We start from the raw sequence: 26,900 nt of genomic DNA on the forward strand, positions 1-26,900 counted from the left end.
GCTTGCGGCGGACACCAGGCAGCCTGAAGCCCCCGCAACGAGCAGCTACGCTTGCGTGCTATAGGTCACGCAAGGCCAGGGAGCTGCCTGATGAAATGCCTGTACTGCCTGCTGTTGTCGCTGTTGTCGCTGATCCCCGCCGCCATGGCCGACGACGCCGATGGCACAGCACCTGTCGCGGCGCAGTTGACGGTGGCCAACCGCACGGTCTTCACCTTCCACGCCAGCCTGCTCGGCGAACCCCCGACAGTGCGTGCGCAGCGCGCCCGGGCGGTGGTCGACGAGGCCCTGCGCGGTGCCGAGGGGCTGCAGGTGCGGGTCGATCCGATGATGGACAGCCAACTGGTCCTGATCGGTGACCGGCGCGCCTTCATCGTCGCCCCGCAGGACCTGCCGGGCGGCTCGGGCGATACCCGGGCGGCCGCCGAGCAGGCCGCCATGGTGTTGCGCCAGGTGGTGGACGAAACCGGCGAGGCGCGCAGCCTGCATTTCCTGTTCGTGGCCCTGGGCTACTCGCTGCTGGCCACGCTGATCTACCTCGCGCTGCTCAAGGCCACTCATGTTGCCCGGCGCAAGCTCACTGGCCTCTTGCCCAGGCTGATGCGCAACCGGGCCTACCAGCTCAAGGTGGGGCAACTGCCGTTGTTCGACATGCAGTACGTCTATGCCCTGGTCGACCGCTTGCTGCGCCTGTTCTACTGGCTGCTGGTGGCGCTGTTCAGCTACCAGTGGCTGAGCTTCGTGCTGTCGCGCTTCCCCTACACCCGCCCCTGGGGCGAGAGCCTCAACCTGCACCTGCTCGACCTGCTGCGCTACCTGCTCGACGGGATCGTCCATGCCATCCCGGGCATCGCCGTGGCGATCACCATCTTCTTCATCGCCCGTGGCATCAGCAGCTTCAGTCGCCGCCTGCTGGAGCGCCTGGCGCGCCCCGGCAGCGTGCCCTGGCTGACCGGCGAGACCCTGCAACCGACCACGCGCCTGACCTCCCTGGCCATCTGGCTGTTCGCCCTGGTGATGGCCTACCCGTACCTGCCGGGCTCGGGCACTGATGCGTTCAAGGGCTTGTCGGTGCTACTGGGCCTGATGATTTCCCTGGGCGCCTCCAGCGTGGTCGGCCAGGCGGCGGCGGGGTTGATCCTCACCTATTCGCGCACGCTCAAGGCCGGTGAGTACGTGCGGGTCGGTGAGCACGAGGGGACGGTGACCGAGGTGGGGATGTTCAACACCACCATCCGCACCGGGCTGGGCGAAGTGCTGACCTTGCCCAACTCGATGATCACAGGTTCCGTGACCCGCAACTATTCAAGGGCGGTACAGGGGGCGGGCTATATCGTCGATACCGTGGTCACCATTGGTTACGACACGCCCTGGCGCCAGGTGGAGGCGATGCTGACCGAGGCGGCGCGGCGCACCGACGGCATCCTCGCCAGTCCCAGGCCGCAGGTGTTCCAGACCGGGCTGTCGGACTTCTACCCGGAATACCGCCTGGTCGCCCAGGCGGTGCCGAGCGAGCCCAGGCCGCGGGCGGAGCTGCTGAGCTTGCTGCACGCCAATATCCAGGATGTGTTCAACGAATACGGCGTGCAGATCATGTCGCCGCATTACCTGGGCGACCCGGCACAGGAGAAGTGGGTGCCGCCCGAGCGCTGGTACAGCGCGCCGGCGCAGGCGCCGGATGCGCCCGGGGAGTGAGACCAGCGGCGCCGTTACAACGGGCGCCGCCGATTCAGGGTTTGGCTATCAGGCCACCGCCTCGCGACTGGCACTTGCCGCCTTGGTGTGCCAAAGGGTCGGCACCATGAACGCGATCGCCAGCACGCACGCGCTCACCAGCAGCACGAAGCCGCCGTCCCAGCCGAAGTGGTCGACGGTGTAGCCCATCGCCGCGCTGGCCGCGACCGAGCCGCCCAGGTAGCCGAACAGGCCGGTGAAGCCGGCCGCGGTGCCGGCGGCTTTCTTCGGCGCCAGCTCCAGCGCCTGCAGGCCGATCAGCATCACCGGTCCGTAGATCAGGAAGCCGATGGAGAACAGCGCGATCATGTCGACGGTCGGGTTGCCCGGCGGGTTGAGCCAGTACACCAGGGTGGCGACGGTCACCAGGGCCATGAACACGATGCCGGTCAGGCCGCGGTTGCCGCGGAAGATCTTGTCGGACATCCAGCCGCACAGCAGGGTGCCGGGGATGCCGGCCCACTCGTAGAAGAAGTACGCCCACGAGGTGGTGTCGACGCTGAAGTGCTTGGCTTCCTTCAGGTAGGTCGGCGCCCAGTCGAGCACGCCGTAGCGCAGCAGGTAGACGAACACGTTGGCCAGGGCGATGTACCACAGCAGTTTGTTGCGCAGCACGTACTCGACGAAGATCTGCTTGGCGCTGAACTCCTGCTCGTGGCTTTCGTCGTAGCCTTCCGGGTAGTCGTTCTTGTACTGCTCGACCGGCGGCAGGCCGACCGACTGCGGGGTGTCACGCATGGTGGCGAAGGCGAACACGGCCACCAGCACCGCCACGGCGGCGGGCACGTAGAAGGCGGCGTGCCAGTCGTTGGTCCAGCCCAGGCCCAGCAGGAACAGCGGGCCGATCAGGCCGCCGCCGACGTTGTGGGCGACGTTCCACACCGAGACCACGCCACCGCGCTCTTTCTGCGACCACCAGTGCACCATGGTCCGCCCGCTCGGCGGCCAGCCCATGCCCTGGGCCCAGCCGTTGATGAACAGCAGCACGAACATGATCGTCACGCTGGACGTGGCCCAATGCGCGAAACCGAAAATGAACATCACCCCGGCCGAGATCAGCAAGCCGAAGGGCAGGAAGTAGCGCGGGTTGGAGCGGTCCGAGACCAGGCCCATGAGGAACTTGGACAGGCCGTAGGCGATGGCGATGGCGGAAATCGCCACGCCCAGCTGGCCACGGGTGTAGCCCTCTTCCTCGATCAGGTAGGGCATGGCCAGGGAGAAGTTCTTGCGCAGCAGGTAGTAGCCGGCATAGCCGAAAAAGATCCCGGCGAAGATTTGCCAGCGCAGGCGACGATAGGTGCTGTCGACGCGCTCGTCGGGCAGCGGCGCCTGGTGCGCGGCAGGGCGGAAGAAGGCAAACATGTGAAGCTCCCAACTTGTTATAGGTATGCGAAAACGAATTTTACATTTTCGTTACAGAAAAAATATCTGTTTCGCGGGGAGCAGGTGTTGTTTTGTGAAAATTGCCGTGTTTCTCGACGACAGGTTGATGGCAGATACCTGACACGAATAATGGCAAAAGGCTACAGGCTAATCGGAAGTGAACCACTTTTCCGGCTCGACTATGGATAGAAGAGCCGAAACACATGGATATTCACGTAACGCAAGCCGAGCGCACCAGCACCGCCCCCCGCGACACGCAACTGCCCCTCCTGCACATCACAACGGAGCACTTGCGTGCCTGGCGCCTGGCGGCCGACGTGCTCTTCAGCACGGCGACCAGGGCAGGCGATGCATTCAGTGCCTCGCTCGAGGTCTTTCATTGCCAGCGATTTTTGTTGTGCCGTGGTTACCTGGAGGGCGCCCGCTATGGCCGTGACGCGCACCGTCTGGACGGGTGCGACCTCGATCACTATGTGCTGCACCTGCCGCTGCAACGTGGCCTGGCCGCTGGCAATGGCATGCGCGTGCGGGCGCGGGATGTGGTGGTGCTGGACCTGACACAGCCGGCGGCTTTTGCCATGGCCGGCGGCGAAGGCCTGAGCCTGGTGATACCCCGTACCGCGCTGGCGCACCCCACATGGCAGTTGCATGGCCTGCGCCTGGGACGGGAGAGCCCGATGGGGCGCCTGCTCGCCAGCCTGCTGTCGTCGCTCGCCACGGCCGCGCCGCAACTGACCCAGGACCAATTGCTACACCTGGGCCAGCCGCTGGTGGGAGTGATCGGTGCCTGCCTGATCAGCGCGGCAGCTTGCCGCCAGGTCAGGGCCTCGCCCACACAGGGCGACCTCGGCCGACGGGCGCGCAGCTACATCGAGCGCAACCTGCAACGCAACGACCTTACCCCGACGGTGCTGGCCAAGGCCATGGGTACCTCGCGCAGTCAGTTGTATCGGGCATTCGAGCGATTCGGCGGGGTGCGCCACTACCTGCTGCAACGGCGCCTGCGCCGCTACCTGCAAGCGTTGGGCGAGCCCGGCAATGCCGGGCGGCGCATCGGCGACCTGGCCTACGACCATGGTTTTACCGATGAGGCGCACTTGCGCAAGGTGTTCCGCAAGGCCTTCGGCCTGTCTCCACGCGCGGCGCGTACCGCCTTGCAGCGAGGCGAGTTGGCCTGCCCGGATGCGCGAGTCGGCGAGCCGCCCTCGATGGCGCGCTGGCTGCGCGAGTTGGCCAGTCATTGATTCGGGACGGCTGACCCGATTTCCGGGACGCACGCCCCCGGACACGCCCCAGGCCCATCCGTAATCTGGGCTCACCTGGAAACCCAACCATCCATCCAACCCGGTGCCGTCGTCAGGGCCTGAACCCTGCAACGCGTGGGGCATACCGAAGCCACCCGGACGGCATCGGCACCGCATGAGACAAGGAGCGTCGGTCGTGGCGAATCAATCCCTCCATCACCTCATCCAGAGCATCGCCGGCGCGGTCGCCGAGGCGCAGGACAAGATCCAGCGCTTCCAGGTGTCGACCGTGCGCCAGTACTTCGACGAGGACAACCGGCCGGTCAGCATCGATGTGCGCCTGCCGTCCCATTCGCCCGAGGCGAAGGAAGGCGAGGAGCGCGTGGTACGGGTCCCGCTGCTGTCGCTGGTGGGGGCGCGGCTGATGGCCGTGAAGGACATGGAAATCTCGTTCGAGGTAGGGCTGAACGCCGATGACGGTTCGGCCGCGAACGTCGGCCCGGCGACTGCCGGTGATGACGACTCGGGCTGGCCGAGCGAGACCCACAAGGCTCTGAACGTCGACCTGGGCGTTCGCCGCAATGGTGAAGGCGGGCCGCTGGCGCGCGTCACCCTCAAAGTCGAAACCCAGCCCCCTTCGGAGGGGATGGCTCGGCTGCTGCAAAACCTCGATAAATTGATCTAGGAGAAACACAAATGGCTAACTTCTCGATGGGTGACCAGTTCCGCGGCCTGCCTATGGGCGACCTGATCGGCGGTCCTCTCACAGCCGCTTGCGACGCCCAGGTCCGCCTGGCCAATGCCACCGCCGACTTCATCAAGGTGATCGGCTTCCTGCCTGACCCCAACAACCCGACCGACCCCAACGCGGTGGGCGATGTACGCACGGTCAGCTTCCGCTTCGACCGTCCGTCCACCAGCAAGCCCGACGACGGCACCATCCCGATGGAACGGGTGGAGCTCGAAGTCCCGCTGCTGGCGGTGGTCAAGGTGCCGAACCTGTCGATCAACAAGGTCGACATCACCTTCGACATGGAGGTGAAGAACTCCGAGCAATCGCGCGAAGCCACCGACGCCCAGGCGGCGATGTCGGCCGAGGCCAGCGTGGGCTGGGGGCCGTTCAGCGCCAAGGTCAACATCTCCGGCTCGGTGTCCTCGCACAAGGAGAACACCCGTTCGACCGACCAGTCGGCCAAGTATCACGTCGAGGTCCACGCGGCCGACGACGGTATGCCGGAAGGACTGGCCCGGGTGCTGGACATGATCTCGCAGTCGGTCGCGCCCAAAGCCATCACCCAGCAGTAAGCGGTGATCGGCCCAATGCCAGCCCTGTGGTCGTGTGAGCGCTAGCCAGGGGTTGGCCGTCAGACTTTTCCGGAAAGGAGTTCCGTGATGTTCGATCTAACGGACGTGGGATATGTGAAACGCATCGTCGTCGGCAGCACCGATCCGGAGAAGCTGACGTCGCACGAGCTGATCCAGGCGCAGACCGCGCTGCTCAACCGCTGCCTCAGCGAACCGCCCAAGGGGCGCATCGTCGGCATCGAGAAAACCTTCAACCTGCTCAACATCGGCGAGCACCAGGTGGTGCTGCAGTCACTCATCTACCACGTGGGCTTCGCCCGTCGGCCGTTCTGGCTGGCCGACGAACAGGAGGCCTCGTGATGAACCACTTCGCAGAGTTCGTCCACGCGCTGGGCGGCGCCGTGCAGTGCGCGCGGCACGCCACCGGGCAACGCTGGCCGGGGATCCGGATCGCAGAGATGCAGGTGGTGCTGGCCGCCACCCTCGAGCCCGGCGATGCGCCGGGGAGTCTGGCGCTGCGTGTCGGTCGCGCGCCACGGCGCAATGAAACCTTGCATGAGCTGAGTATCAACGTGCCCGGCGATGCCGGTGAGGCGATTGTCGTTTGCCTCGATGGCGAGCTGTTCGGCCACTACGGGAGGCCCGGTGATGGCCAGGCCGACTGAGCGCTCGATGCGTTTGCTGCTTTCAACCCAGGAGACCCGAACCATGCGCACGATTCTCAAGAACAAACCAGGCCAACCGGCTCGGATGTCCACCGGCAAACGCGTGCTGTGCGCCATCGGCGCGGCCGCATTGTCGGCGCTGGTGGCGTTGGGGGCGATCCAGCCCGACCTGGCCCTGGCCATCGCCAAGTGGGCGGGGCTGGTGCTGGCGTTCTGAACCCATGAATCACCCAACAAGGAGAGTCACCATGAGACATCTGGCAACCGCACTGGCCGGTGCCCTTGCACTGGCCGGCCTGGGATCGGCGTGGGCCGACGAGTACCAGGGCACATTCAAGGACAACGGCACCAACGTGCCGGTGCTGCTGAACATCGATCCTGGCGCGGGCTTGGGCAAGAACGCCGGCAAGGTGCGCTTCGGCGCGGGATGGGCGTGCGATTTCGCCCTGGAGTTCAACGGCGCAGACGGGCCGGAGCGCAGCTACAGCCTCAAAGGCGGTGGGGCGGGCCGCTGCGGGCCGCTGACCCTGGGCTACCTGCAGAGTCGCCAGGGCAGTGACGGCCTGCAGATCCAGTTGTTCACCCAGGCCAACAAGCTCGCCTACAGCGCCACCCTGGTGCCGCCCGCCAGGTAGCCGCCACAAGCAACCGACATCCATTCGCTTCGCCATCAAGGCACGGCCTGGCCGCTGCCCCACGGGGAGCGGCTTGCCCGAAAAAAGGAGCTGACCATGTGCATCACCAACACCGTAGGGACGGGCGGCAACAACGCCACCGCCGATGTGCGCAGCCTGCAGCTGCTGCTCAACCTCAACAGCGGTCAACGCGGCTTCAGCTGCGCGCTTGGCATCGATGGCCTGTGGGGGGGCGGCACGCGCAGTGCGCTGGACAACTTCCAGCAGCTTATCGGCAGCCCGCAGGGCAAGCCGGTGGCGCCGGGCGATGCGACCCTGGCCGCCTTGCGCGTGGGCCTGCCCGGTGGGCTGGTCGCGCCCAAATTGTGGCTGGCGCTGATCAATGCCAGCGGCACACGTATCGATGCCTTCCACCAGCCGGTGCTCGACGTGCTGACCCGCTACCGCATCGACACGCCGCTGCGCATCGCCCACTTCCTTGCCCAGATCGCCCATGAGAGCGGCTGCCTGCGTTACACCGAGGAGCTGGCCAGCGGGAGTGCCTACGAGGGTCGCAAGGACCTGGGCAACCTGCAACCGGGCGACGGGCCGCGCTTCAAGGGGCGCGGGCTGATCCAGCTGACCGGTCGCGCCAACTACCGCCAGTACGGCCAGTACTGCAAGCGCGATTTCGAGAACAAGGACGACCCCTCCCTGGTCAGCAGCGACCCGGCCCTGGCGGTGGACGTCGCCGGCTGGTTCTGGGCCAACCGCAAGCTCAACGACTGGGCCGACAAGGATGACCTGCGTGAGGTTACCCGCAGGGTCAATGGCGGTTTCAACGGCCTGGACGACCGCGCCGCGTACCTCGCCCGGGCCAGGTGGCTGCTGGTCGGCTGATCCCATTCCCCCTTTTCGCCGGCAGCGGCGGAACCCGAGGACAACAACGTCCTGTCACCGTAAAAAAGGAGCTTCATGATGAAAAAGACTTTCGTGTTCCCACATGCACGCGTCGCGTTGGCTGGGCTGGCGGTCATCGGCAGCCTGGCGTTCAGCCTGGTGCCGGTGGCGTCCGCCCAGGCCGCCGTGGCATGCCCACAGCCCAATTCGGGCGGCGTGCCGGCGGTCAATCAACAGCATGTGTTCTGCGGCGAGGTGGCCAACAACCGGGCCAAGGGCTTCCACAGCAGGCCTGGCGGACAGTTGCCCGCCACCGTGGCCTTCACCGCGGCGACCACCAATACGCCGGTCGGGCCGGCCGGGATCTATGTCCTGCGCAGCTTCAACATCACCCAGAACGGCGTGACCGCGAGCAAGTCCATCTCCACCATGTTCCCGGACAGCTGCTCGCAAGCCAATGTGGTGGCGGCCATCCAGAATGCCTACAACAACCGCACCTCGCTGAACGGCAACGAGTTCCGCGGGCCGTCGGGGGCGCATTGCGTGGCGGGCAACCCTGGCGCATCGTTCAACATCGTCGGATATCTGAATGGGGCTGGCACGGTGGTGACCACCGCCTATCCTGACTACTGATCCTGCGTCACCCTCACCAGGGCCGGGCATCATGCCCGGCTCTTCCGTATCCCTGGCAAAGGAGCCTGCTCATGTCCAATCCCCGCCCCCCAGGCCTGCAGCAGTTTCTCGACGACGAGGTGACGGCCGTGGCACTTGAGCATTTGCTCGAGAAGGCCCTGGCCGCACGTCGCAACCGAGTGGTGGAGGCCTACAGCGGCAACGCCTACCACGTTGCCTTCGAAGAGGACGCCGTGGTGATCGAACACCACTACAGGGAGGACTGGCCTGCGCTGCGCCTGCCTTTGGACAGTTTCATCGAGACCCTCCAGGGTTGGCAGCCGAAAGCGCGTTATTGAAACCCTGCGCCGGGCCTGCACGCCGGTGATGCGTACCAGGTTTTTCGCGGGCCTGTGAAGGTCAATCGAGCACTGGCCGCAGGAAGTTGCGTTCGTAGCTGAGGATGAAGCGTTGCTCGTTGGCCAGGGCGAAGGCGGCGATGCACTCCGGATCGGTTTCCGAGGCTGTGCGGTACTGTTCGTAGGCGGCCAGGCTGGGGAAGCTGAACAGGGCGTAGGCAACATTGTTGGCGCCTTCGCTGGGCAGGAAGTAGCCGTGGTGGGTGCCGCCCATGCGGTTGACCAGGCCGATCCACAGCTTGCCGTAGGCCTCGAAGGCCGGGATCTGGTAGGGGTCGATGATGTACTTGAGGTGGCAGGTGATCATTGCACGCAATCCTTCGGGTGAGCCGGGTGGCCCACCTTACAGGGGCGGATGGCGGCCGTCACCGGGGGGCTGGTTGGCGCCAGATCAGTTGGTCGGTGGGATAGCCCTGCTGGCGTGCCAGCTCCAGCAGCTGTTCTCGGGTCTGGGCGCTGACGGTCGCTGAGCGCGACAGCAGCCACAGGTACTCGCGGTTCGGGTGGCCGACCAGTGCCACGCGATAGTCCGGGTCGTGGTAGAGCACCCAATACTCGCCCTTTGTCAGGTTCGGTGCCAGGCGGCTGAGCCAGTTGTCGAAGCGCACCCAGAGCTTGTCGGTGCGTCCGGCCACCTGCGGCTCGGCGACGCCTAGGGCTTCGTTCCACTGGCCGTCCTGCTCCAGGCAGCGATTGGTCACGTCGATACGGCCGTCCTCGCGCAGGCCGTAATGGGCCTCGGACTGCACGCAGTGGCGCTGGAAGAACATCGGCAGGCGCGCCAGTTCGTACCAGGTGCCCTGGTAGCGCTGCAGTTCGACCTGCTGCGTGGTGGGCGGCGGCTCATCGCGGGCGCTGGTGCAGCCCATGAGCACGAGGGTGAGGCAGCAGCAAAACGGCACGGCCAGGCGCATCGCCATGGGAAACCTCCTGAAGGGGGGGAAGGGCTCACATGATGTTCGATGCGCGGGCCGGCCAAAGGTTTTACTGGGCTGGGCGTGAGGTCTCCACGCTCAGCACTTCGGTATAGATGGCTTCTACGGTCTGGTCGAGCTTGAGATTCTTCATGCGTGCCTGCAGTTCGGGGTCCTCGACCTTGACCACCTGCAGCTTGCCTTCCGGTGGCAGCAGGGTGACTTCGTGTGTGTTCAGGTCGATCTTCTTGATCTGCGAGGTGACCTTGACCTGACGGAACGCCTCGCCACCCGGGTTGGGGTTGTCCTTGGTGGCGCGGATGGTGCCCGATTCCTCGGAGGCCTTGGGAGCGCCGCCGACATTGGTGTTGAGCACATAGGCGATGGCACGGGTCACTTTGATATCGACCTGATCGCCCACCTTGAGATTGGGCAGGGCCTTGGCCTGTTCGGTGAGCTGGAAGGTCACGTCCTTGTCGTGGGGGCCCTTCACCGTGACCTGGCGGTTGGGCAGGTCGATCCTGGTCACTTCAGTGGTGACATGGCTTTCCAGCGCTTCGCTGGCGATGGGCAGTTCGGCGGCGTGGGCGGTGAGGCTGGCGGCGGACACTAGCGAGGCGAAAGCAACAGCGCGTGCGAGGGTGGCAGTCATTGGCCTGTCTTCCTTGTGGTCGATACCGGTGGGTGTATGCGAGAAGAAGCATAGACACTGGTTGGCAGGTGTGTGGCCAATGCTGGCCTCATCGCGGGGCAAGTCGCATCGGCGCACCGCCGCTCCCACGTTGGCGCCGCTCTGACGGTCGTGGGAGCGGCGGTGCGCCGATGCGACTTGCCCCGCGATGAGGCCGGTTCAGGCACTACAAAGGTTGATGATCACGCTCGCGCTTGGCCTTGGACACACTCACCGCCCCCGGCAAGCTCACGGCGTTCTTCGCCGCCAGCACTTCGGCCATCACGCTCACCGCGATTTCCGCCGGGGTCTTGCTGCCGATGTAGATGCCAATGGGCCCATGCAGCCGTTCGAGCGACTGCTCGGTTTCGCCGAAGTGCTCGATCAGCCGTTCGCGGCGCAGCTGGCTGTTACGTCGCGAGCCGATGGCGCCGATGTAGAATGCCGGACCATGCAGGGCCTCTAGCAGCGCCAGGTCGTCGAGCTTGGGATCGTGGCTGACGGCGATGATGCAGGTGCGCAGATCGGCCTTGAAGTCGCGTACCACATCGTCCGGCATGCCCTTCAGGTATTCGACGCCGGCGACCGACCAAGTGGCCATGTGCTCGGGCCGAGGGTCGCACACCGCCACCCGGAAGCCGTTGAACAGGGCCATGGTCGCCAGGTACTCGGCCAGCGCCCCGGCGCCGATCAGCAGCATGCGGTAGCCGGGGCCGAGGGTGTTGGTCATCTGCCGGCCGTCGAAACGGAACTGTTCCGGGGTGGCGGTGGGTTCGAGGTTGACCGCGCCGTCGGCCAGGGTCAGTTGGCGACGCATCAGCTGGCCGTTGTCGAGTTGCCCCAGCAGTTGTCGCAGCGAGGCGGCGGCGGGCATGAACTCGAGGATCAGCTCCAGCGTACCGCCGCACGGCAGGCCAAAGCGGTGGGCGTCGTCGGCACTGATGCCGTAGCGGATCACCTCGGGTGCCCCTTCGGGCAGGCCGGGGCCGCCGTAGGCGGTGGTGTAGCGGTGGATCAGGTCGTCCTCGATGCAACCGCCGGATACACTGCCGACCACCCGACCGTCGTTGCGCAGGGCCATCATCGAACCGACCGGACGCGGCGACGAGCCCCAGGTGCGGGCGACGGTGGCGAGCAGCACGCGGTGGCCGGCCTGGAGCCAGTCATGGGTGGTGCGCAGGACCAGCAGGTCGATGCTTTCCATGGTGTATGAAACCTCGTGTTGCCGAGTGCCTGTGGGAGCAACGGTCTTGCTCAATGTCTAAAAGCTGACACGATCCCTGTGGGAGCAACTGTCTTGCTCAATTTTTAGAATCTGGCGCGATCCCTGTGGGAGCGGGTTTACCCGCGAACACCGGCAGAGCCGGTGCCATCCACCGCGTCACCGGCTTCGCGGGTGAACCCGCTCCCACAGCGCTGCTCAGCGCATATGCAGGATGATCGGGCTGCTACTGGCCGGGTCGGTATGCCCGCGCAACGCGCCCACCGCCTTGGCCTCTACCGCGCCGCCGTGATTGCCCCACGCACTGCGGGCGAAGCTCAGCACCTGGGCGATCTCCTGGTCCGATAACTGCTCGCGGAACGCCGGCATGCGGTAGGCATCCGGCACCCCGGCGGCGACGATGCGCTGCGAGCCGTTGAGGGTGATGTTGATCGCCGAGGCATTTTCCGCGGCCAGCATCGAGGTGGCGCCCGCCAGCGGCGGCATCCACTCGGCCTGGCCCTTGCCGTCCAGGCCATGGCAGCTGGCGCAGCGGGTCGCGTAGGTATGCGCCCCCGGCGTGTCGGGCCCCGCGGCTACCGCCTGATACTGCCAGGGTGCGCCGTCACGCCCCGGGTCGCCGGGCAGCGACTTGAGGTAGCGGGCGATCGCGTTCAGGTCGTCGTCGCTCATGAACTGCGTGGAGTTGTTGAACGCCTCGCTCATCGAGCCGTACACCACCGCGTGCTTGTTTCGTCCGGTCTTGAGGAACTGCACCATCTCCGGCTCGCTCCAGCGCCCGAGTCCGGTGTTGTGGTCCTGGCGCAGGCTCGGCGCGTACCAGCCATCGAGCAGGGCGCCGGCGAGGAACGGTGCGCCGCTCTCGTCCAGGGCCTTCTCGTTGAAGGCCAGGCCCCGAGGTGTGTGGCAACTGCCGCAGTGGCCGGGGCCCTGGACGATGTAGGCGCCGCGATTCCACAGCGGGTCCTGGTCGGCCTTCTGCGCATAGGCGCTGGTCGGCGCGAACAGGCCGTTCCACAGGGCGATGGGCCAGCGCAGGTTCAGCGGCCAGGGAATGTCGCTGGGGACATTGGCCTCGACGGCCGGCTGCACGCCCTTCATGAAGAACGCATAGAGCGCCCGCACATCGTCGTCGCTGAGCTTGACGTAGGACGGGTAGGGCATGGCCGGGTACAGCCGTCGCCCACCCGGCGCGACGCCCTGGCGCACCGCGCGGTCGAAGTCGGCCAGGCTGTAGGCGCCGATGCCGTGCTCGCGGTCCGGGGTGATATTGGTGGCATGGATGGCGCCCAGCGGCGTGGCCATTTCCAGGCCGCCGGCAAACGGTGCCTTGCCCGGCAGGCTGTGGCAGGCCACGCAGTCGCTGAGCCGGGCGACGTACTCGCCACGGCTGACCAGGGCGGCGTCGGCGCTGTCGGTGGCGCTGAAGGGCGAGGCGGGCTCGCGGGTGACGTACCAGGCCAGCAGGCCTGCCGCGACCAGGCACGGCAAGGCCAGCCAGCCTGCGGTTCTTGCGAATCGGCTGTTGTTCATGGGCTGTCCTTGTCGTGTCAGCTGAAGGTATGGCGGCTCAGGGGCATGCTGCGCACGCGCTGGCCGGTGAGCTGCGCCACGGCGTTGGCCACCGCGGGCGCCACCGCCGGCAGCGGTGGCTCACCGATACCGCCCATCTTCGCCCCGCTCTCGACGATGCGCACATGCACCCGGGCCATGCGCGACGGCGGCAGCACCGGGTACAGGTCGTAGTTGCGCGCCCGTGGCACGCCGTTGAGCCACACCGCCTCCTCCAGCAGCACCTGGGACAGGCCGAGGGACACCGCGCCGTTGACCTGGGCTTCGATGATCGCCGGGTTGACGATGCTGCCTGGGTCGATGGCCTGCCAGATGTCGTGCACCCTGACCTGGCCGCCCTCCAGCGATACCTCGGCGATCACCGCCGCCTCCGAGCCGAACGGCGAGGCCATGGCCACGCCACGGGCGCGCTTGCTGCCGTCCTCGGCGGTGAACGGGCCGCGTTTCCAGCCGCCGGACAATTCCGCCACCGCCTGCAGCAGTGTGGTCAGGCGAGGGTTGCCCTGCAGCAGTTGCAGGCGCAGCTCGTAGGGGTCATGGCCGCCCTTGTCGGCCAGTTCATCGAGGAACGACTCGTAGAAGAAGTCGTTCAGCGAGTTGCCCACCGAGCGCCAGTAGCCGAGCATGGCCGGGCCTTTGACGTAGATCTGCGCAATGCGCTTGTTGGCGATGGCGTAGGCCTTGCCCGACAGCCCTTCGAGGGCGGTGGGGTCGACCTTGTCACCCTGCTTGCCGGCGAGCGCCTCGGTCGGACCTTCGGTGGCGCTGATCGCCTCGATGGCCACCGGCAGGCCTTTGTCGTCCAGGCCGGCGCGGAACTTGACCACAGCCATGGGGCGCATGGCATCGCGCAGGAACTCCTCTTCGCGGCTCCAGATCAGTTTCACCGGCCGGCCCACGGCCTTGGCCAGGGCGATGGCCTGCGGGTAGGGGTTGGCCGAGTCGTACAGGAAGTGGCGGCCGAAGAAGCCGCCGAGCAGTGGCGAGTGCAGGGTGATCCGCGCAGGGTCCAGGCCGGTGCGCTTGGCGATGTCGTCGCGGAACATGTCCTGGGCCTGGTTCGGCAGCCACACCTCCAGGCTGCCGTCGGGGTTGAAACGGGCGGTGGCGGAGGGCGGTTCCAGCTGAGCATGGTTGAGGTACTGGTTGTGGTAGGTGGCCTCGACGGTGGTCTTGGCGCTGGCCAGGGCGCCAGCTACGTCGCCCTGGTTTTCCTCGTCGCGGCTCGGCCCGGTCTGGGCGGCCAGGTGGTCGCGCCAGCCGTCAGTGGAAAAATCGGCGGGCATTGGCCGCACCTGGCTGTCGGCAGCCGCCTCCTTCCAGTCCACCTGCAGCGCTTCGACCGCGCGCTTGGCGTGCCACCAGCGTTCGGCGACCACGGCCACCGCGCCGGGCAGCTGGTGCACCGAGTGCACGCCCTTCATGGCCTTGACCTGTTCCTCGTTGCGCAGTCCGCCGACGCTCATGCCCAGGCGCGGCGCATGCTGCACGGCGGCGTGGAGCATGCCGTCGACCTTGATGTCGATGCTGTAGATGGCCTTGCCGGTGGACTTGTCGTAGGCGTCGAGGCGTTGCACCGGCTTGCCGATCCAGCGGAACTGGCTGGGGTCGCGCAAGGTGACGCTGGCCGGGTCCGGCACCGGCAGGTCCATGGCCGTTTCGGCCAGTTCACCGTAGCCGAGCGAACGGCCCGAAGCGGCATGCACCACCTTGCCCGGCTCGGTGGTCAGCTCGCTCACCGGCACGCCCAGCTGCTGGGCGCCGGCTTGCAGCAGCATGGCCCGGGCCAGGGCGCCGAGGCGGCGCATGGTCGGGTAGCTCATGCGCACCGACATGCTGCCGCCGGTGATGCGCAGGCCGTTTTCCATGACCACGTAGGCTTCGCCGGCGGGCGCGCTTTCGACCAGGAAACGGGCAGGCTCGAGGTCCAGCTCCTCGCCGACGATCTGCGCCATGGCGGTGTTGACGCCTTGCCCACCCTCCATGAATGGGCTGAGCAGACGCACGCTGCCGTCCGGGCGCAGCTCCAGGAAAGCCGGCACCTGGGTACCGCGCTCCGTGGCGCTGGCGGCCTGTACGCGTGGTGCACCCACTGGCAGGCCGAAGCCGAGCACCAGCGCGCCCACGGTGGTGCCGACCAAAAAGCGCCGGCGCGACAGGTTGACGGTTTCGCCTGCTGGCAGTTTCAGCAAGTCTTCGGGGGTATCGATGCGTGTGCTCATCAGGCTTTACCCCCTTCGGCGAGATCGTGCACGGCGGCATGGATGGCGTTGTAGGTGCCGCAGCGGCACAGGTTGACCATGGCCGCGTCGATCTGCGCAGCGCTGGGCTTGGGCGTGTGCTTGAGCAGCGCGGTGGCCGCCATCACCTGGCCGGACTGGCAGTAGCCGCACTGGGCCACCTGGTGCTCGACCCAGGCGGCGACCACGCGCTTGCCAACCGCGTCGTTTTCGATGGCCTCGATGGTGGTGACCTCGCGGCCGACCACGCCGGCCACCGGGGTGACGCAGGCGCGCACCACGTTGCCGTCCACCAGCACCGAGCAGGCGCCGCACTGGGCCAGGCCGCAGCCATACTTGGTGCCGGTCAGGCCCAGGTCGTCGCGGATCACCCAGAGCAAGGGCGTGTCGGCGTCAGCCTCGACCTGGTAGGTCTGCTGGTTGATTCGTAGTTCCATGGGCTCACCTGCTGATCATCGGTTGTGGAAGCGGGGAATACGCTGTTCCCCAATCCAGAAACGCTAGCACAGGGGCCCATTGCGCAACCGATACACCCCACAGATTCAGAGGATCAGGCAAGCAATCCGGCGGAATGCGCAAGTAGCCTCAATCGATGCGCGGATGCTGTTGCGCGAGGGTCTGGCGCCGGGCCTCGAGCTCGGCGATCTGTGCGTCGATGTCCTCGATCTTCTGCTCGATGTTGTCGTGGTGCTCCTGCAGCAGCTCGCGGGCTTCCTCGATATCCGAGGCGGCCGGGGCGGCGCCGCGCAGCGGGCGGTTGGCGGTCTCCTTCATGGTCAGGCCGGTGAGCAGGCCGATCACGGCGATGACCATCAGGTAGTAGGCCGGCATGTACAGGTTGTCGGTGGTCTCCACCAGCCAGGCGGCCAAGGTCGGGGTGAGGCCGGCGATCAGCACCGAGATGTTGAAGGCGCTGGCCAGGGCGCTGTAGCGGATATGGGTGGGGAACATCGCCGGCAGGGTCGAGGCCATCACGCCGATGAAGAAGTTCAGCAGCACGGCGAGGATCAGCAGGCCGGCGAAGATCACCGCCAGCTTGCCGCTGGTGATCAGCATGAACGCCGGGATCGCCAGCAGGAACAGGCCGACGCTGCCAATGATGATGAACGGCTTGCGTCCCCACTTGTCGCTGAGCAGGCCGATGATCGGCTGCACGAAGAGCATGCCGACCATGATCGCGATGATGATCAGCACACCGTGGTCCTCGCTGTAGTGCAGGTTGTGCGAGAGGTAGCTGGGCATGTAGGTGAGCAGCATGTAGTAGGTGACGTTGGTGGCGATCACCACGCCGATGCAGGTCAGGAGGCTGCGCCAGTGCTGGGTGGCGACTTCCTTGAACGATACTTTCGGGCCGCTGGCCAGGCCTTCGCGGTCGCCTTGCTCAAGCTTGTCGACGTGTTGCTGGAACGCCGGGGTTTCCTCCAGTGCATGGCGCAGGTACAGGCCGATCAGGCCCAGCGGCAGGGCCAGGAAGAACGGCAGGCGCCAGCCCCATTCGAGGAACTGCTCCTCGCCGAGCACCGTCGAGATCAGTACCACCACCCCGGCGCCGAGGACGAAGCCGGCGATCGAGCCGAAGTCCAGCCAGCTGCCGAGAAAGCCGCGCTTGCGGTCCGGGGCGTACTCGGCGACAAAGATCGACGCGCCGGTGTATTCGCCGCCCACCGAGAAGCCCTGGGCCATCTTCGCCAGCAACAGCAGGATCGGCGCCCAGATGCCGATGCTGGCGTAGGAGGGGATCAGGCCGATGGCGAAGGTGCTCAGCGACATGATCACGATGGTCGCGGCCAGCACCTTTTGGCGTCCGTAGCGGTCGCCCAGGGCGCCGAAGAACAGCCCGCCCAGCGGGCGGATCAGGAACGGCACGGAGAAGGTGGCCAGGGCCGCGATCATCTGCACGCCGGGGCTGGCGTTGGGGAAGAACACCTTGCCCAGGGCATAGGCGACGAAGCCGTAGACACCGAAGTCGAACCACTCCATGGCATTGCCCAGGGCGGCGGCGGTGATGGCCTTGCGCATCTTGGCGTCGTCGACGATGGTGATGTCCTTCAAACCGATGGGCTTGACGGGTTTCCTGCGTGATTTCATGGGCCGTTGTCCTTGAGGCTTGGGGCATGGCCATGGTTTGGCCAGCCTTGTACCTAGGGTCAGATACAACGGCGCGCTAAATAATTCCCTGCTGGGGCATTTGCGTGGGGTAAACCATGCGCGAATTCTGTAGGAGCGGCCTTGCGCCGCGAAAGGGCCGCAAAGCGGCCCCGGCGAATTATGCGTCTGCGCTGAGATCCTGGGGCTGCCTTGCAGCCCTTTCGCGGCGCAAGGCCGCTCCTACACAGGGGAGGGCGCATGGCTTGAGGACGGCGCTGGTCAGAGCGTGCGACACATCAACCAATGGCTATGCCCCCAGGCCTCGAACGGTTCCATGTGCGTCCAGCCGCGCTTGGCGTAATACGCATCCTGGTCGTGGGTATGCAGGTAGAGCGTGGCAACTCCGTTGCTGCGGGCATGCTCGCAGATACCTTCGATCAGTTGCTCCGCCAGGCCTTGCCCACGCGCCTCTGGGGCGACGAACACGCAGGCCAGCCAGGGACCGAGGTCGCGGCGCCCGGGCAGGTCATCGCTGGCCAGGGCCGCACTGCCCAGCAGGCGGTCGCCGTCCAGGGCGACCAGGCATTGCCATTGCCCGTTGTGCTGGCCTTCGGCGAACTCGCGTTGCCAGTCGGCCAGCGGCACGTCCGCGTATTCATAGTGGAACTGTTGGTGCAGCCATTGGGCGAGGGTATCGCTGTGGGCCATGTGGTGTTTCAGCCAGTCCAGGCGGCGCATGACGATGTCCTTTTCAGGGGCAGGAGGGGCGGACCTTTGCGCGAAGCATACACCGCGGTGCGTGATCGACGAGGATGATGGCGTTTTGATTTTAAGGGTGCGCAGCCGCTATCCTTGCGCCTGTATTCACCAAGGAAGAACCATGCGTCTGTCGTCCCGCCTCAAATCGGTTGTCGCCCTGTCACTGGCCGCCCTGCTCGGAGCCTGCTCCAACTACCACTACAAGGAGTACCAGGGTGACTGGGCGCCTGAGACGATGACGCCCTATGATCTGTCCGGCAACCAGGCCGACGCGCCGGTCGTGTACTTCGCCACCATCCGCTACCGCGCCCTGGGCGTGCCGTTCCATCGCCTGCTGCTGGCCACCCATGTCGATGACCAGTTGCTCGAGGGGGCCGGGCGCCGCTCGATCCTCGATATCGCGGGCAAGCAGGCGCTGCGGCTGACGCCGGGCAAGCACTCGCTGAGCTGGTGCTGGGCCTCGATGAACGCGCTGGGCACCGGTGGCGGCAAATGCGGTTTCACCGCGCGCGACGTCGAGTTCCGTGCAGGCAAGCGCTACATCGTCGACTTCGACACCGTCGATGCCATCAACGGCCCGCCCGGGCGAGAGACGATGACCATCACCATTACCTCCGAGATTCGCGACCTCGATACCCGGGAGGTGGTCTACCCGCCCAAGGGCAGCGAAGCATTGACCAAGAGCATGGACGGTTGATCGACCCGACCCGCGCAAGCTGGCTCAGCGCGTGTAGATGGGTTTTCCGGCAAACCAGGTCTGCAGCACCTGGGTGTCGCGCAGCGCCTGGGGTGCAACACTGAAGATATCGCGGTCGAGTACGATCATGTCGGCCTGTTTGCCGGCCTTGAGCGAACCGATCTGCCGTTCCAGGCGCATGGCCCGGGCGGCGTTGAGGGTATAGGTCTGGAGCATCGTCTCGCGGTCGAGGGCCTCGGCGGCGTTGAGCACGCCCTTGGGGCCGACGCGGCTGATGGCCTGGTAGATGGCCTGCCAGGGATCAGGGGTGCTGATCGGCCAGTCGCTGGCGCCGGCGATGGTGGCGCCGTGGGCGAGCAGCGAGTGCGCCGGGAAGGTGTGCAGGAAGGCCATGGCATCGACGTAGGGTTTGACCAGCTCCAGATTGGCCTCGTCGGCGCTGGCCCAGTACAACTGCATCGAGGCGATCACGTCCAGCTGCTTGAAGCGTGCGTACTCTTTCGGGTTGACCATCTGCAGGTGGGTGATCGAGTGCGCGATGCCGCTGGCGCGATCACGGCGGGCCTGGGCCACGCCGTCGAGCGCCGCGCGCACGGCGCGGTCGCCGATGGCGTGCACATGCACCAGCCAGCCACGGGCGTCGGCGGCGCTCACCAGTTCGCCGAAGTGCGCCGGGTCCAGCAGCAGTTCGCCGTGCTGCCCCGAGTTGCGGTAAGGCTCGAGCATCGCCGCGCTCTGCGCCGGCATCTCGGCGACGCCATCGGCGAACACCTTGATGCCGGGCAGGGTGAGGTTGGGTACGCCGAGGAACTGCCGGCGCACCTTGTCCAGCTCATCCAGGTCGGCCGGACGGGCTTTGGAATCGGCCATCAGCAGCGCGGCCACATGGGCGGTCAGTTCGCCGCGCAGGGCAAGGGCCCTGTACACCGGCAGCACGCCGAGCGAATCGTTGTGTACGTCGGCACCGGGCAGCTCGTTGGCCAGCGGGTCCATCCAGCCGGTGACGCCCAGGCTTCGATAGTGCGCCAGGGCCTGGCGCCCGGCGCTCATCAGTGTGTCGTGGGTCAGTGCCGGCAGCAGGTCGGTGACCGGGTACAGCCCGGCGTCGACGAGAAAGCCGTTCGGCGTGCCGTCCGAGTGCTGGCCGATGGTGTTGCGGGCCACGGCTGGCAGGGCGGCGATCTTCGCCGCATCGATGCCGGCACGGGTGAGCATGGCGCGGTTGGCCCAGCCGGTGTGCATGTCGTTGGCGGCGAACAGGATCGGTTGGTCGGCCCACTCGCCCTGGTTGAAGCGCTGCTCGAGCGCGGCCAGGTCGTCCCAGTAGGTTGGCGGCAAGCCGCCGACGCTGAGGAACTCGCCGCGTCGTGCCTTGCCGTCCTCACGCCACTGGCGCAGGCGTTGTTCCAGCGCGTCGAGGGGGATCTGCACACCGGCCAGGTCGGCCAACTCCAGCTGCAGGCCACCCTTGATGGCATGGGAGTGGGAGTCGAGCAGGCCGGGCATCAGCACCTTGCCGCCCAGGTCGATGGTCCGCGTGCCATCGACCTTCAGGCGCAGCACGGCCTGGTCGGAGCCCACCGCGACGATCTTCTCGCCCTCCACCGCCACGGCTTGCTGCAGTGGCTGGCCCGGCTCGGCGGTGTAGACCTTGGCGTTGTGCAGGATCAGGTCGACGGCGGCGAAGCCGGGCAGGGCGGCGCAGGCCAGGCCGGCGCCAAGCGCGATCTTCAGGAACTGCTTCATGCGATGCCTCGTGCTTGATGGGGGAGGCGGCAGGCTAGCCAAGCGGGAAGGGTGTTTAAACGGCACGGCAGGCACAACTTTATTCGCGTTCTGGAAAGAGTGCTTGCTGCTCCCCATCGATTGCCGCCTGCGCATGAATCCATGGATACTCCACGGCGCCCCAAGTGTGCCAACCAGGAAGCAACCATGGACAAAATGACGGCCCTGACCATCTTCGTCGCCGCCGCCGAACACGGCAGCTTCAGCCGTGCCGCCGAGCAGCTGGGCAAGACGCCGTCGGCCATCACCAAGGCCGTCGCCCATCTGGAAGCCGAGCTGGGGGTGCGCCTGTTCGAGCGCACCACCCGACGCATGGCGCTGACCGAAGCCGGCACCCTCTACCTGGAAGGCGCGCGACAGGCCTTGATGCATCTGCAGCGGGTCACCGAAGAAGTGGAGCAGTTGCAGCATGAACTGCGCGGCACCTTGCGCATCACCGCACCACCGTCGTTCGGCCCGGCCTTTCTCAACCAGGTGTGCTGCCGCTTCATGCGCGAGCACCCGCAGGTGCGCCTGGAGGTGAACCTCAACGATGCCAACGAGGACCTGATCGACGGCGGCTACGACCTGTCGCTGCGCGACGGTCCCACCGACCAGCCCGAGCTGATCGCCCAGCCGCTGATCGAGAACCGCGTGATCCTGTGCGCCAGCCCGGACTACCTTGCCCGACGCGGCGAGGTCATCAACCTGGACAACTACGCCCAGCATGACTGGCTGCTGCTGCGCCACCCGTTGCTCAACCGCAGCTTCTGGTGGATCGAGCACGAGGGCCAGACCCAGCGCGTGCGCCAGCCGACGGCCAGGCTGGTCAGCGACAACTTCGACTTCCTGCTGGCCTGCCTGCTCGATGGCCAGGGGCTGCAGTTCATCCCCACCTGGTGCGCGGCACCCTACCTGACCAATGGGCAACTGCTGGAGGTGATGCCTGATTACTGGCGGGCGCTGAGCGCGTTCGGTCCCTGGGTGCATGTGCTGTACCTGCCGCATCGGCGCAATACGCGCAAGGTGCAGGCATTCATCGCCCTGTTGCATGAGCACTTGCGCGGGCAGGGCCTGCGCGCCTGAGTTTTTCCTGGCGGGCACAAAAGTTGTGCGGGGCCTGGCGATGATCGGGGTGGGGCCTCGCCGCTAGGCTTGCCGCTCGCGTCCCATCAGGAAAGCCGCCGTGAAGATTCATACCTGCGTCACCGATACCCTCGATCCCCATGCCCGCGGCCGTCAGGTCGGCGAGCGCTTTGCCGGGCAGATCGGCGAGACCACCCAGCTGTACCTGGACTTCTTTCCCCGCGTCGGCGTGACGCTGGGCGAAGCGCAGCGCATCGGCGAGAACAGCCTGGCCGCCCTCGAGGCCTGGAGCCCGGACCTGGCGGCGGAAATCACCGGCCTGGCCAGTGGCAGCGGCCTGCCGTTGTGGCAGTTGGCGAGCCTCAACGCCCGCACCGAGGTGCTGGCGGCACGCACCCGCCACAGCGAATGCTCCACCACCGTGCACGCCCCCCGTGGCCCGCGTGCGCCGCAGACCCTGCAGACCTGGGACTGGCACGACAGCCTGTGCCCCCATGGCCTGATGCTGGCCCTGCGCAGCCGCCAGGGCCTGGCGGTCAAGCTGTTCTGCGAGTTTGGCATGCTGGCCAAGCTGGGGGTCAACAGCGCGGGCCTGGGCCTGCACTTCAACATCCTTCACCACCGCAGCGACAACACCGCCGGCGGCGTGCCGGTGCATGCCATCGCCCGACGGCTGCTGGAGGAGGCTCGCAGTGTCGACGAGGCCATCGAACTGGCCCGTTCGGCGCGGGTCAGCGCCTCCACCGTGCTCACTGTGTTCTCCCGCGAGGACCGCAGCCCACGTGCGGTGAGCATCGAGCTGAGTCCCGAGCGCACGGCGCTGGTGCTGCCCCGCGAGGATGGCTGGCTGTTGCACACCAACCATTTCCTCGACCCGCAGCTCAGTACCGGTGAGCAGGTCGCCGACCGGGCCGAGACCGAGGGCCGGCTGGCCCATCTGCAACAGGTGGTCGGCCAGATGACCAGCGCCGACCCGCGTGCCCGTGCCGAGGCCATGTGCGGCGCTGCGGGCGATGCCGCGCCGATCTGCTTCCATCCGGACCTGGCGCTGCCCGACACCGAGCGCTGGGAAACCCTGCTCAGCGTGGCCATCGACACCGAGCACGGCCATCTCGACTACGTCGCCGGCACCCCGCTACAACTGGCCAAGGCCGGCTGCCAACGTTTCTGAGCCCATCCGCATCACGAGAACAACAACAATGCATGCACAACCTTCCCGCTCCGCCTTGCGCACCTTCTGCGTCTCCGGCCTGGGCACGGCCCTCGAGTTCTATGATTTCATCATCTATGGCACCGCCGCCGCGCTGGTGTTTCCCCAGGTGTTCTTTCCCGGTCTGGACCACCTGACCGCCACCCTGGTGGCGTTCAGTGCCTTCGGCGCGGGGTTCCTCGCCCGGCCCCTGGGCGGCCTGGTGTTTGGCCATTTCGGCGACCGCGTCGGTCGGCAGAAGGTACTGGTCACCACCTTGCTGTTGATGGGGCTGAGCACCTTCCTCATCGGCTGCCTGCCGGGGCATGCCAGCCTTGGTGTGGTTGCGCCGATCCTGCTGGTGCTGTTGCGCCTGGTCCAGGGCTTTGCCGCCGGGGGCGAGTGGGGTGGCGCCGCGCTGTTTGGCATCGAGTCGGCGCCGCCTGGCCGGCGCGGCCTGTGGGGCAGTTTCACCAGCATGGGCATCGGCGTGGGCGGCATTCTCGGTGCGGCGGTATTCGCCCTGGTCAGCGCCGCGTTCGATGACAACCTGGTGGACTTCGCCTGGCGGATCCCGTTCTGGCTGGGAGGCACCCTGGTGCTGATCGGCTTGTATGCACGGCTGAAGACGCCGCTGACCGCATCCACCGTCAAACCCGTGCGGGCGCCCCTGGCGCAAGCCCTGCGGCAACGGCCACGGCAATTGCTGCTGTGCACTGGTATCGCCTTCGGTTACTGCACCATCGCCTACATCGGCAGCACGTTCTTCCTGACCTACGCCACCCAGGCGGGGTACGGCAGCACCGAGGCCCTGATGTTCGACCTGACCCTGTCGGTGGCCATCGTGCTGTCGGCGCCGCTGTTCGGGCACCTGTCGGACCGCCTGGGGCGGCGCGTGGTGATGGTGTTCGGGGCGCTGGTCATGGCGCTGGGCCTGTTCGCCTTTTTTGCCCTGGTGGACATGCGCCACTTCGGTATCGCCCTGGTCGCCTATAGCCTGGTCGGTGCACTGATGGGCGCCACACAGGGGCCGATCCCGGCGTTCCTGGGCGAGCAGTTTCCCCGGGAAATGCGCTACTCGGGCATTTCCGCCAGCTACCAGGTCGGCGCGGCACTGGGGGGCGGGACGGCGTCGAGCATTGCCACGGCGATCCTGATTCTCAACGGGCATGACCCACTGGGCGTCGCGTTGTACGGGGCGGCGGCGCTGGCGCTGGTGGCGCTGTGTTCGTTGGGCTTGAAGGAGACGGCGCGGCTGAGCATGGCGCAGATCGATGGGCTGGGCGAGGGGAGTGAAGAGGGGGGATTGTTGCGCGGTTCGGCGTTGGAGCGGTGAGGGGGATTGTGTGAGGGCAGTGAGTGGCAGGCGATAGTCCTGCAGCGCCTATCAGATCGAGCGCCGCCCGCGCGGCGCATCGCGGATGAATCCGCTCCTACATCTGTTGCAACGTACCGAACCTGTCAGGCCATGGTTGCCAGCCTTGGCGCCTGTCTTGAGACAGGTGGGGCGGCGGCAATGCCCACCGAAAAACCGCGTCGTGCACACAAGGCTTACAACCATGGCCTATCAGGCATGGCCACGTTGCAACAAATGTAGGAGCGGATTCATCCGCGATGCGCCGCGCGGGCGGCGCTCGGTCTAATAGGCGCTGTAATACTCTCGTCGAACACCTCAATTCCAGAACAATTACTCCCCATTCCTCAGCGCAACTTTTGCGCAATTTTCAGCCAACTTGTCTCTCGCCCAATCTGCCCGCAAACCATAAAGTTGCCCCACTATTCCCCCTACGACTAAAGTCCGGTGTCTCCCGCTCGTGTCTACAAGTACCGTGGGGCCAGACAGTCATTCAGTTCGATTGTTGGACAATTCGATCGCGTCAGCCCCTATACCCGCTTTACCAAGGGCTATCAAGTGACCATGCGGTCATGCCCGTAGCCATGTGGTAATTAGCAGTCGTTAACTTTTCCGCGAGCGTTTCAACAAACAACGCTCAACTTTCTAAAGTTATTGCGCGTGTGCCGATAACCCTCGGTGACCGTGCTGGGAAGTTCCAAGTACTGCGATTCTCGCTGTGCCTTTGCCTGCGAATGGGTGTTGTATGTCGTACCTGTCTGCTGTTGATCGTCGTCAATTAATGCTGTCTGTCGTACTGGCTTGCCTGTGCGCCGGCAACCTGCATGCCGAGACATTTACCCCCGGCCAGGAAGTGCTGCGCCAACAGCAACAGCAGCAACACGACCTGCAGCAACTGCAACTGGAACAACGCCGCCGGCAACTGCAACGCGGCGCGTTCACCGCGCCCGACACCACCCCACAGACACCCAAGGCCTCGGCCCCGGATGCGCGCTGCTGGCCGCTGGCCGGGGTGCGCATCGGCGGTGTCACGCTGATCGACCGCGCCACCCTCGATGCCCGCATCGACCCCCTGGTGGCCGCGTGCATGGGCGTGGGGCAGATCAACCAGCTGCTGTCGGGCATCACCGCGCTGTACCTGGAAAAGGGCTATATCGCCAGCCGCCCCTACCTGAGCAGCGCCCCGGCGGCCGGGCAGTCGCTGGACATCCTGGTGGACGAAGGCTACCTGGAGGCCATCGAACTGGCCGACCAGCGCCTGCCGGTGTCCCTGGCCGGGGCCTTCCCCGGCATGCTTGGCGAGCCGCTGAACCTGCGCGACCTGGAGCAGGGCCTGGACCAGCTCAACCGCCTGCGCTCGGTCGACCTCACCGCCGACATCGCCCCCGGCAGCCAGCCGGGCGCCTCGCGGATCATCCTGCGCCCGCGCAGCGCAGGCCAGCCACGGGTTTCCGTGGGCCTGGGCCTGGACAATCTCGGCAGCGCCAGCACTGGCCGTGACCGCAGCGTGCTCAGCATGAGCCTGGACAACCCGCTGGCGCTCAATGACCTGCTCAGCCTGTCGGCCAGCGACACCCTCAACCAGGGCGACCGCTACAGCCGCAACGCCAGCCTGTACTACGCGATTCCCTATGGCTACTGGACCTTCAGCCTGTTCGCCAGCCATGCCGAGTACCGCTCGCCGATCAAGCTCAGCACCCTGACCCTGCACAGCACCGGCATCACCGACCAGCTCAGCCTGCGCGGCGAGCGCGTGCTGTGGCGCGACCAGCGTCATCAGCTGAGCGCCAGCCTGCAACTGGCGCACAAGGACGTCGACAGCGAATTCGCCAAGGTCCGCCTGGACGTGCAGAGCCCGACGCTGACGGTGGCCGAGGCCGGGCTCAATCTGTTCTGGCTCGACAGCGCGGTGTGGAATCTGGACCTCAACTACGCCCAGGGACTGCACTGGTTTGGCGCCGACGACGATGCCGATCGGCCGGTGCCCGACCTGCCCATGGCGCAGTTTCGCAAGTACCGCGCCGGCCTCGGCCAGTGGCGCAATGGTCAGCTGCTGGGCCAACCCTGGCAGTGGCAGAGCCAGTTCAACCTGCAGTACAGCCCCGACCCGCTGCCAGCCATCGAGCAGTTGCTCGGCACCGACGATTCCGCCGTGCGCGGCTATCGCCTCAGCAGCCTGTCCGGGGCCAGCGGGGCGGTGTGGCGCAACACCCTGCGCCTGCCGCTGCAGCCCCAGGGGCCGCTGACCATCACCCCGCGGCTGGGGCTGGACCACGGCTGGATCAAGGCCGATCACGGCGCCGCCAGCCAGCGCCTGAGCGGCGCGAGCCTGGGCCTGAACCTGAGCTGGAAGGCGCTGCAGCTGGACGTTGACTACCAGCGCAGCCTGACCACCCCCAGCGGTTACCACCGCGAGCCTGAAGTCTGGCTGTTCAGGGCCGCCGTGCAGATTTGAGTCGCACCGAATTA

Annotated in this window: 27 protein-coding genes; 16 read left to right on the forward strand and 11 right to left on the reverse strand. The window is 66.4% G+C overall.

Going from position 1 to position 26,900, the window contains the following annotated elements:
* The first annotated feature begins 90 nt into the window (after nt 1–90).
* On the forward strand, nt 91–1,695 hold the full coding sequence (locus POF53_RS20435) for a mechanosensitive ion channel family protein (protein ID WP_498969180.1): 1,605 nt from the start codon (nt 91–93) through the stop codon (nt 1,693–1,695).
* 48 nt (nt 1,696–1,743) lie between these two features.
* On the opposite strand, the gene glpT is transcribed toward POF53_RS20435, so the two are convergent.
* Nucleotides 1,744–3,096, reverse strand: a complete 1,353-nt coding sequence (gene glpT / locus POF53_RS20440) for a glycerol-3-phosphate transporter (protein WP_203647318.1) — start codon at nt 3,094–3,096, stop codon at nt 1,744–1,746.
* 224 nt (nt 3,097–3,320) lie between these two features.
* Between glpT and POF53_RS20445 the strand changes: the two genes are divergently transcribed.
* From POF53_RS20445 to POF53_RS20490, 10 genes are all read left to right on the forward strand, one after another.
* The gene (locus POF53_RS20445) at nt 3,321–4,361 is read left to right on the forward strand and encodes a helix-turn-helix domain-containing protein (protein ID WP_232856926.1); all 1,041 of its coding nucleotides are present in this window, start codon (nt 3,321–3,323) and stop codon (nt 4,359–4,361) included.
* 196 nt (nt 4,362–4,557) lie between these two features.
* On the forward strand, nt 4,558–5,046 hold the full coding sequence (locus POF53_RS20450) for a DUF2589 domain-containing protein (protein WP_232856925.1): 489 nt from the start codon (nt 4,558–4,560) through the stop codon (nt 5,044–5,046).
* A gap of 11 nt (nt 5,047–5,057) precedes the next feature.
* Nucleotides 5,058–5,666, forward strand: a complete 609-nt coding sequence (locus POF53_RS20455) for a DUF2589 domain-containing protein (protein WP_050706450.1) — start codon at nt 5,058–5,060, stop codon at nt 5,664–5,666.
* A gap of 87 nt (nt 5,667–5,753) precedes the next feature.
* Nucleotides 5,754–6,026, forward strand: coding sequence for a hypothetical protein (locus POF53_RS20460; RefSeq protein WP_050706449.1), 273 nt, complete (start codon nt 5,754–5,756; stop codon nt 6,024–6,026).
* Entirely contained in the window at nt 6,026–6,331 is a 306-nt protein-coding gene (locus POF53_RS20465) for a hypothetical protein (protein ID WP_232856924.1), read from the forward strand. Before POF53_RS20460 ends, POF53_RS20465 begins: the two co-directional genes overlap by 1 nt.
* A 43-nt stretch (nt 6,332–6,374) precedes the next feature.
* Nucleotides 6,375–6,548 (forward strand): hypothetical protein, encoded by a 174-nt coding sequence (locus POF53_RS20470; RefSeq protein ID WP_225933215.1) that lies wholly within the window; start codon nt 6,375–6,377, stop codon nt 6,546–6,548.
* 31 nt (nt 6,549–6,579) lie between these two features.
* Nucleotides 6,580–6,966 (forward strand): hypothetical protein, encoded by a 387-nt coding sequence (locus POF53_RS20475; RefSeq protein WP_186732609.1) that lies wholly within the window; start codon nt 6,580–6,582, stop codon nt 6,964–6,966.
* Nucleotides 6,967–7,062: 96 nt separating this feature from the next.
* On the forward strand, nt 7,063–7,845 hold the full coding sequence (locus POF53_RS20480; protein ID WP_203647313.1) for a glycoside hydrolase family 19 protein: 783 nt from the start codon (nt 7,063–7,065) through the stop codon (nt 7,843–7,845).
* 78 nt (nt 7,846–7,923) lie between these two features.
* Nucleotides 7,924–8,478, forward strand: coding sequence for an EndoU domain-containing protein (locus tag POF53_RS20485; protein ID WP_203647312.1), 555 nt, complete (start codon nt 7,924–7,926; stop codon nt 8,476–8,478).
* Between the two features lie 71 nt (nt 8,479–8,549).
* Complete coding sequence (locus POF53_RS20490; protein ID WP_203647311.1) at nt 8,550–8,816, forward strand: hypothetical protein; 267 nt, start codon at nt 8,550–8,552, stop codon at nt 8,814–8,816.
* A 61-nt stretch (nt 8,817–8,877) separates the two neighbouring features.
* Here POF53_RS20490 and POF53_RS20495 read toward each other — a convergent pair whose 3' ends face one another.
* The 9 genes from POF53_RS20495 to POF53_RS20535 all read right to left on the reverse strand — a co-directional run bounded on the left by POF53_RS20495 (nt 8,878) and on the right by POF53_RS20535 (nt 18,320).
* Entirely contained in the window at nt 8,878–9,183 is a 306-nt protein-coding gene (locus POF53_RS20495; protein WP_203647310.1) for an NIPSNAP family protein, read from the reverse strand.
* A gap of 58 nt (nt 9,184–9,241) precedes the next feature.
* A complete protein-coding gene (locus POF53_RS20500) occupies nt 9,242–9,796 on the reverse strand; it encodes a lipocalin family protein (RefSeq protein ID WP_498969186.1) in 555 nt (184 codons plus the stop codon).
* Between the two features lie 64 nt (nt 9,797–9,860).
* Nucleotides 9,861–10,442 (reverse strand): hypothetical protein, encoded by a 582-nt coding sequence (locus tag POF53_RS20505; RefSeq protein ID WP_203647308.1) that lies wholly within the window; start codon nt 10,440–10,442, stop codon nt 9,861–9,863.
* A 205-nt stretch (nt 10,443–10,647) separates the two neighbouring features.
* Nucleotides 10,648–11,664 (reverse strand): XdhC family protein, encoded by a 1,017-nt coding sequence (locus POF53_RS20510; RefSeq protein ID WP_232856918.1) that lies wholly within the window; start codon nt 11,662–11,664, stop codon nt 10,648–10,650.
* 216 nt (nt 11,665–11,880) lie between these two features.
* Nucleotides 11,881–13,215: a c-type cytochrome gene (locus tag POF53_RS20515; protein ID WP_498969188.1), complete on the reverse strand. Its 1,335-nt coding sequence runs from the start codon at nt 13,213–13,215 to the stop codon at nt 11,881–11,883.
* Between the two features lie 17 nt (nt 13,216–13,232).
* Nucleotides 13,233–15,476 carry a xanthine dehydrogenase family protein molybdopterin-binding subunit gene (locus tag POF53_RS20520; protein WP_203647305.1) on the reverse strand — a complete coding sequence of 748 codons (2,244 nt, stop codon included), beginning with the start codon at nt 15,474–15,476 and terminating at the stop codon, nt 13,233–13,235.
* Nucleotides 15,476–15,931, reverse strand: a complete 456-nt coding sequence (locus POF53_RS20525) for a (2Fe-2S)-binding protein (RefSeq protein ID WP_203647304.1) — start codon at nt 15,929–15,931, stop codon at nt 15,476–15,478. The genes POF53_RS20520 and POF53_RS20525 overlap by 1 nt, the downstream gene beginning before the upstream one ends.
* A 148-nt stretch (nt 15,932–16,079) precedes the next feature.
* The gene (proP, locus tag POF53_RS20530) at nt 16,080–17,582 is read right to left on the reverse strand and encodes a glycine betaine/L-proline transporter ProP (protein ID WP_203647303.1); all 1,503 of its coding nucleotides are present in this window, start codon (nt 17,580–17,582) and stop codon (nt 16,080–16,082) included.
* A 279-nt stretch (nt 17,583–17,861) separates the two neighbouring features.
* Nucleotides 17,862–18,320, reverse strand: coding sequence for a GNAT family N-acetyltransferase (locus POF53_RS20535; protein WP_498969191.1), 459 nt, complete (start codon nt 18,318–18,320; stop codon nt 17,862–17,864).
* Nucleotides 18,321–18,462: 142 nt separating this feature from the next.
* Between POF53_RS20535 and POF53_RS20540 the strand changes: the two genes are divergently transcribed.
* The gene (locus POF53_RS20540) at nt 18,463–19,038 is read left to right on the forward strand and encodes a hypothetical protein (protein WP_498969193.1); all 576 of its coding nucleotides are present in this window, start codon (nt 18,463–18,465) and stop codon (nt 19,036–19,038) included.
* 24 nt (nt 19,039–19,062) lie between these two features.
* Here the strand turns inward: POF53_RS20540 and POF53_RS20545 are convergent, their stop codons facing one another.
* Nucleotides 19,063–20,784, reverse strand: a complete 1,722-nt coding sequence (locus POF53_RS20545) for an amidohydrolase (protein WP_498969195.1) — start codon at nt 20,782–20,784, stop codon at nt 19,063–19,065.
* Nucleotides 20,785–20,970: 186 nt separating this feature from the next.
* Between POF53_RS20545 and POF53_RS20550 the strand changes: the two genes are divergently transcribed.
* From POF53_RS20550 to POF53_RS20565, 4 genes are all read left to right on the forward strand, one after another.
* On the forward strand, nt 20,971–21,888 hold the full coding sequence (locus POF53_RS20550) for a LysR family transcriptional regulator (protein ID WP_498969197.1): 918 nt from the start codon (nt 20,971–20,973) through the stop codon (nt 21,886–21,888).
* Nucleotides 21,889–21,988: 100 nt separating this feature from the next.
* Nucleotides 21,989–23,059 carry a C45 family autoproteolytic acyltransferase/hydrolase gene (locus POF53_RS20555; protein WP_498969199.1) on the forward strand — a complete coding sequence of 357 codons (1,071 nt, stop codon included), beginning with the start codon at nt 21,989–21,991 and terminating at the stop codon, nt 23,057–23,059.
* 28 nt (nt 23,060–23,087) lie between these two features.
* On the forward strand, nt 23,088–24,413 hold the full coding sequence (locus POF53_RS20560) for an MFS transporter (RefSeq protein WP_232856908.1): 1,326 nt from the start codon (nt 23,088–23,090) through the stop codon (nt 24,411–24,413).
* A gap of 799 nt (nt 24,414–25,212) precedes the next feature.
* Complete coding sequence (locus POF53_RS20565; protein WP_498969201.1) at nt 25,213–26,886, forward strand: ShlB/FhaC/HecB family hemolysin secretion/activation protein; 1,674 nt, start codon at nt 25,213–25,215, stop codon at nt 26,884–26,886.
* The last annotated feature ends 14 nt before the right edge of the window (nt 26,887–26,900 follow it).

Source organism: Mitsuaria sp. RG, from assembly GCF_028369275.1.
Taxonomy (GTDB): domain Bacteria; phylum Pseudomonadota; class Gammaproteobacteria; order Pseudomonadales; family Pseudomonadaceae; genus Aquipseudomonas; species Aquipseudomonas peradeniyensis.